The organism is Psychrobacter sp. AOP31-B2-9 (assembly GCF_052378005.1).
Classification (GTDB): Bacteria; Pseudomonadota; Gammaproteobacteria; order Pseudomonadales; family Moraxellaceae; genus Psychrobacter.
The window spans coordinates 63045-69600 of record NZ_JBQSXG010000001.1 but is presented as its reverse complement, the minus strand read 5'-3'; the positions used below and the strand labels follow the sequence as shown (position 1 = coordinate 69600).

At 43.0% G+C, this 6556-nt stretch carries 6 protein-coding genes and 1 tRNA gene; 2 read left to right on the top strand and 5 right to left on the bottom strand.

The features are described 5' to 3' along the window. Positions 1 to 163: 163 nt before the first annotated feature. A complete protein-coding gene (locus tag ACT3SX_RS00410; protein ID WP_192992169.1) occupies positions 164 to 619 on the top strand; it encodes a hypothetical protein in 456 nt (151 codons plus the stop codon). 132 nt (positions 620 to 751) lie between these two features. On the opposite strand, the gene ACT3SX_RS00405 is transcribed toward ACT3SX_RS00410, so the two are convergent. The 5 genes from ACT3SX_RS00405 to gatC all read right to left on the bottom strand — a co-directional run bounded on the left by ACT3SX_RS00405 (position 752) and on the right by gatC (position 4928). Next, positions 752 to 828 (bottom strand) — tRNA-Pro (locus ACT3SX_RS00405). Positions 829 to 893: 65 nt separating this feature from the next. Next, the gene (locus tag ACT3SX_RS00400; RefSeq protein ID WP_192991922.1) at positions 894 to 1322 is read right to left on the bottom strand and encodes a hypothetical protein; all 429 of its coding nucleotides are present in this window, start codon (positions 1320 to 1322) and stop codon (positions 894 to 896) included. A gap of 195 nt (positions 1323 to 1517) precedes the next feature. Continuing rightward, positions 1518 to 3047 (bottom strand): Asp-tRNA(Asn)/Glu-tRNA(Gln) amidotransferase subunit GatB, encoded by a 1530-nt coding sequence (gatB, locus tag ACT3SX_RS00395; RefSeq protein WP_192518033.1) that lies wholly within the window; start codon positions 3045 to 3047, stop codon positions 1518 to 1520. Next, positions 3047 to 4543 (bottom strand): Asp-tRNA(Asn)/Glu-tRNA(Gln) amidotransferase subunit GatA, encoded by a 1497-nt coding sequence (gene gatA / locus ACT3SX_RS00390; protein WP_192518032.1) that lies wholly within the window; start codon positions 4541 to 4543, stop codon positions 3047 to 3049. The genes gatB and gatA overlap by 1 nt, the downstream gene beginning before the upstream one ends. Positions 4544 to 4613: 70 nt before the next feature. Beyond that, entirely contained in the window at positions 4614 to 4928 is a 315-nt protein-coding gene (gene gatC / locus ACT3SX_RS00385; protein ID WP_192518031.1) for an Asp-tRNA(Asn)/Glu-tRNA(Gln) amidotransferase subunit GatC, read from the bottom strand. 589 nt (positions 4929 to 5517) lie between these two features. Here gatC and ACT3SX_RS00380 point away from each other — a divergent pair. After that, entirely contained in the window at positions 5518 to 6555 is a 1038-nt protein-coding gene (locus ACT3SX_RS00380) for a rod shape-determining protein (protein WP_318779501.1), read from the top strand. Position 6556: the final 1 nt, after the last annotated feature.

Below are 6556 nucleotides of genomic sequence, written 5' to 3'. Positions count from 1 at the left end.
TCATCGTTAATTTATAATAGTTTACGTCGGGTAAAGCCTTAGGAGTACAAGAGTGATAAAGTAATACTATGATGTAAGTTAATTGTGAGTTTTCATGCCTGCTTTACGTTTTTTTATTTAATTATTTTTTAGAGTGAAAAGTAATTATTAAAGGTTATATATTATGAGAAAATGGTTATACACGGTTGTTTTGATGGGTGTTACATCTGCTACCAATGCAAATGATTTTGACCCTATGGATAAGTATTTTGCAGAGTTTGAGATCGTAGATGAAAACTATCATTACGTAGACTTAGATGGCGCGTCTACTCTTTTAGACTTAGTACAATACATATTTAATAAAAAAATTAAGAATGAGCAACCTGAGTTTAAATTTGGAGATAAGAACTACTTTATGAGCTGGTATATCGACCTATACTCAAGCTCAATCGCTGTTAAGAATGTTGAACCTAGTTTTCAAGAATCAGGTATAAATGAGCTTTGTAATAGTTTTTATGGCGCAAAATACCAAGCTGCTAACAATATTGTGGTGAAGCTATCCAGTTATGACAATCAGGATAATTTGGTAGAAACAATGGTTTTGAACAAAGATGTCTGCGCAGGGGCTAGCAATCTGTAGACTTATCATCAAAGTAATTTAAATTTCATACCTACATCTAAAATTAACAATTATAAGGTATTGCCCAAATTTCAATCAAAAAAAAGCCAACCATTGAAAACAATGATTGGCTTTTCTCTTTACTACTATTTTTGGTCGGAACGGCAGGATTTGAACCTGCGACCACTACACCCCCAGTGTAGTGCGCTACCAGACTGCGCTACGCCCCGAATGACTGACTATTTTACGCAAAACTATGTATATTGCAAGGATTAATTGTTGTACAAATAACCCACTAACCTATATTGTCAAAAAGCCACTTGCCTTCTTTTGTACGTCTAAAAAACATACCCCAAGCGGTATTAACAATGCTTGAAACATACTCTAGATTAACTTCATCGTCTTGCAAATTAATTTCGACTTCATAGATGTACGGCTGATACTTTTCAATCGTATTTTGCTGATTTTTGTTTGCCTCTAAATCCATCTCTACTATTTGAGACATAACTTCTCTAGCGCGCTGTAATAAATCAGAGGTAGGTTCGCCTTCATTTAAAGTCAAACGCACATCAAATTCATTTGCAATAATAATATTTAATTCTGCCGCATTTTTATCAAACAGAGCAGAATTAAAATATTGAACGATCGTATTTTCTTGCGAATTCAAGGAATCTAAACATTGTATAGACGTAACATTCTTGCTCAAGCTATACTTATTGATCATTTAAAATTTCCCTAAAGCTACGTATGTAGAAATATTTAAAAAGCTTATGAAACACCTAGAATATATAAATCAAAATGCTAATCTAAATTCATTGCAAGCATAGTAAGAGAATCCTTCTTATAAGTTACTTGTACTTTTATCGATGAATAGTAACTTTTCATGTAAAAGTACAAGCAACGTGCTCTTATCACAAAGTTAACCCAAAAGCTCTTTTAGGATTTGGTTCACTTGTTGTGGGTTGGCACTACCGCGACTGGCTTTCATGACTTGACCGACCAGGCCGTTAAAGGCTTTTTCCTTACCGCCGCGATATTCTTCGACCATCGCTTCATTTTTTGCGATGACTTCTTCTACCATGGCCTTGATAGCACCAGTATCGGTTTCTTGCTTGAGGCCTTTGTCTTTGATGATCTTATCTGCAGCATCATCGCCATCGCCGCCTTCGCGCTCATACAGAGCGCTAAAGACTTTCTTAGCCATTTTGCCAGACAGCGTGTCATCTTTGATACGCTTAAGCAGGCCAGCCAGTTGTTTGGCGCTGATAGGGGAGTCGATGATGTCTTTGTCATCTTTATTCAGTGCGCCTAGCAGATCACCCATGACCCAGTTACCTGCCATTTTGGCATCTGACTGACCGATTTCTGCGACCACTGCTTCGAAATAATCGGCTAGCTGACGACTACCGGTCAAGATACGCGCGTCATACTCTGACAGTTCAAGCACTTCTTCAAAACGCGCACGACGAGCCACAGGTAGCTCTGGCATTGCTGCTTTAATCGCATCAACCGTATGCTGCTCGATGCGTACTGGTAGTAGGTCAGGGTCAGGGAAGTAGCGATAGTCGTTGGCGTCTTCTTTGGTACGCATAGTACGCGTTTCATCGCGATCTGGATCATATAGCATGGTTGCTTGTACGACCTTGCCACCATCTTCGATGATATCGATTTGACGCTCGATTTCACGGTTGATAGCACGTTCGATGAAACGGAACGAGTTTAGGTTTTTGAGCTCAGTACGTGTACCGAGATCGGCACCAGGCTTGCGTACCGAGACGTTACAGTCACAGCGGAACGAGCCTTCGGCCATCACTGCGTCTGAGATGCCGAGCCATGTCACTAGCTGATGGATGGCTTTGATATAGGCAAGTGCTTCGTGAGCAGAGCGCATATCTGGCTCAGAGACGATTTCGATCAGCGGCGTACCTGCACGGTTAAGATCGACACCAGTCATACCATCGACTGCGTCATGCACCGATTTACCAGCATCTTCTTCTAGATGCGCACGGGTGATGCCCATACGTTTTGGGTATTCGTTCTTTTCGCCTTCGTTGACCACGACATCGATGTAACCTTCGCCGACGATAGGGTTGGCCATCTGAGTGATTTGATAGCCTTTTGGCAAGTCAGGGTAGAAGTAGTTTTTACGATCAAATGTATTAAACAGACCCAATTCAGCATTGACGCCGATGCCGAATTTGAGCGCGCGATCGACCACGCCAGCATTTAGCACAGGCAATACGCCAGGTAGACCCAAGTCTACGATACTGGCTTGGCTGTTTGGCTCGTGACCGAAGTCAGTTGGCGCACTGGAGAATATCTTACTTTCCGTATTTAGCTGGCAGTGAATCTCGATACCGATGACCACTTCGTAGCCATCGACAAACAGCTCTTTACGCACGGCGTGTTCACGGACGGCATTGTTATCAGTAGTAGTTGCTGTGTTCATTATACCGTCTCCTTTGCGATGGCTGAATGTTGTAGATGATGATCGGTATGCTGCTGGAACAGATGCGCAGTCGTGAGTAGTTGACTCTCTTGCCAGTGTTTACCGATTAATTGCAAGCCAATAGGCAGACCTTCTGTGGTTAAACCAACTGGCTGACTGAGTGCAGGCAGACCCGCTAGGTTGACAGCGATGGTATACACGTCACCTAAGTACATGGTCGCAGGGTCCAAATTGTCACTGAGTTTATAAGCGGCAGTCGGTGCAGTTGGGCTAGCAATCACATCACAGCTAGCAAACGCTTCATCGAAGTCTTTGACGATTAAGCGGCGGATTTTCTGTGCTTTGGTATAGTACGCATCGAAGTAACCAGCCGATAGGGCGTAAGTCCCTGTCAAGATACGGCGCTGTACTTCAGGGCCAAAACCTTCAGAGCGTGAGCGTGTATATAGGTCAATCAGATCCGTTGGGTTCTCACAGCGATAGCCAAAACGTACCCCATCGAAACGTGATAGGTTCGATGAAGCTTCAGCAGGTGCTAGCATATAGTAAGTGGCAAGCGTGATTTCAGGATCAGTGATGTTTACTTCTACGATCGTTGCGCCTAGCTCTTCGTATTTTTTTAAGGCGGCGCGTGCTGCTTGCTCAACTTCGCTATCCAGTCCTGTACCGAAGTATTCTTTGGCCACACCGATACGAAGACCGTCAAATGGCTTGTCACCAGCAGTGGCTTCTGCCTCATTGATATCTTGTACATAGTCAGGCATATCATATTGGATAGAAGTTGCATCACGTGGATCGTGACCAATCATCGGCTGGAGTAGGTAAGCACAGTCTTTGGCGCTGCGTCCCATGCTACCCGCTTGGTCTAGACTTGAGGCATAAGCAATCATACCGAAGCGTGACACACGCCCATAAGTAGGTTTGATACCGGTTAAGCCGCAGAAAGAAGCAGGCTGACGAATTGAGCCACCAGTATCACTACCTGTTGCCATTGGCGCAAAACCTGCCGCAACCGCAGCAGCACTACCACCTGATGAGCCACCGGGTACACGTTCTAAGTTCCAAGGGTTTTGTACGGTGCCATAATATGAGCTGCTATTGTCTGAGCCCATTGCAAACTCATCCATATTGAGCTTACCCAAGCTAATCATGCCCGCTTTATTGATATTAGAGACGATAGTTGCGTCATATGGTGAGACAAAGTTATGCAGCATTTTAGAGCCACAAGTTGTTAGCACACCTTGAGTACAAAAGATGTCTTTGTGCGCCATTGGTACACCAAGTAGTGGACGCTTATCGCCCTGCGCACGCATCTCGTCTGCTGCTTTTGCTTGTGCGTGTGCTGTTTCAGAGGTGTGAGTGATAAAGCTGTTAATCTTGCTGTCTAGCGCATCAATACGCTTGATATAGTGTTCGGTTAATTCTGTGCTGCTAAATTGTTTGTCTTGCAAGCCCGTAATGAGCTGCTCAGTACTTAATAAATGAAGTTCAGACATAAGGTGTCGTCCGTCAAAATGTGAATAGCATTAAATGGGATAAAATAAGCATAAAAATCAATAGAACAAATTATTCAATGACTTGTGGTACTAGATACAGACCGTCTTCTACTGCAGGCGCAACGGATTGATTACGCTCACGATTGATATCGTGTTTAGCGACATCAGCACGCAGCTCTTGGCAAGCTTCATGAATATTGGCCAATGGTTTGATATCAGTGGTATCAACGTTAGATAGCGTATTCATCAGCTTTAGTACTTTACTGATGTCGTCGGCATAGCTATCGGCTGTATTTTCATCGACACCTAAGCGTGCAAGGTTGGCAACTTCTAGGATTTCTTCACGGCTGACGTTGCTGTCAGACGTTGCTGGTTGCTGTGACATGGTTTCTCCAGTGAAGGACAGTTTTTGTTAGATTTAGGTTACAAGTAGCTACTAAGTAAGCGCTAAGATAATATCTTATATAAAGTTGTTTTATTATAAAGCATCTGACCCAAGTTTACAGAGCATGACGCTTGATTGGTGCACAATATCGATTAAGAAAGCATGGTTTACAAAACTGACTATATAATTCACGATTGATTCTCAATTGCTTACCCATTGAGCGCTGAAATACGTTACAGTATGTACCTGTGCTACTAAGCAAAATTATCGCCTGCCTGTAGAGCCCTTGTTAGTTATTGAATTAGATGGTGTTTCATTAATATGAATGGTAGAGACTACTATTTCAAATTTTGTAACAACTTTTAGCGTTTAAGACCAAAATCCTTACGTATTGATGCAAATACCTGTGTTTTTTTTTGAGCTAAATAGGTATAATTTAGCTCGATTTTTCCATTTCATCATTATTGCTTAGGTTTCACTTGTTGCGATGTTCAGCTTTTGCTTCAAGTAATGTCTATCGACGACCTGCTCAACACTGACGAGTAACACCTCAGTCAATCTCATTCGCCTCATTCGTAAGACGCTGGATATATTAGTCATGAACCTGTTTGGATTTTTATCAAATAATATCGCTATCGACCTCGGTACTGCGAACACCCTAATTTTTATTCCTAATAAAGGCGTCGTACTTGACGAGCCTACGGTAGTGGCGTTACGAAGTAATCGTACGCAGAACCCTACTGTTGCTGCTGTTGGTATCGATGCCAAGCAGATGCTAGGCCGTACTCCTGCCAATATTACAGCGATTCGTCCATTAAAAGATGGGGTGATTGCTGACTTTGAAGTGACACAAAAGATGCTCAAGCACTTTATCATGAAGGTAAAGGCAAAGCGTTTTCTAGCGCAGCCTAATGTCGTGGTGTGTGTGCCTTGTAAGTCTACTCTCGTCGAGCGTAAAGCGATACGTGAAGCAGTATCATCAGCAGGTGCCAGTAAAGTATTGTTGCTAGAAGAGCCAATGGCCGCAGCGATTGGTGCTGGTATGCCAGTTCATGAAGCTAGTGGTTCGATGGTTGTTGATATAGGTGGTGGTACGACTGAAATTGCTGTTATCGCGCTATCTGGTTGCGTCTATGCTGAGTCGATTCGGATTGGTGGCGATATGTTTGATGAAGCCATTATTACTCATGTCCGTCGTACTCATGGCTGTGTGATCGGTGAGACAACGGCTGAGCGTATCAAACAAGAAGTGGGCTCTGCATTGAATGAGGACAGTCAGTTAGAAGTAGAAGTGCGTGGTCGTAGCATGGCTGAAGGTGTACCAAAAACATTCACGATCAACTCAGAAGAAATACAAAAAGCACTGAGTGATCCACTAAGTGGTATTGTAAGTGCGGTTAAAGCGGCCCTTGAACAAACGCCACCTGAGCTATCATCAGATATCGCAGAGCGTGGTATTGTCTTGACTGGTGGCGGTGCGTTATTACGTGATTTAGATAAGTTGATTTCAAGAGAAACAGGTTTGCCTGTGACTGTTGCCGAAGATCCGCTGACTTGTGTCAGTCGTGGTGGTGGTATTGCACTTGATTTTATCAATAACAAAAGTTTGAATATGATTTTTGTTTGAG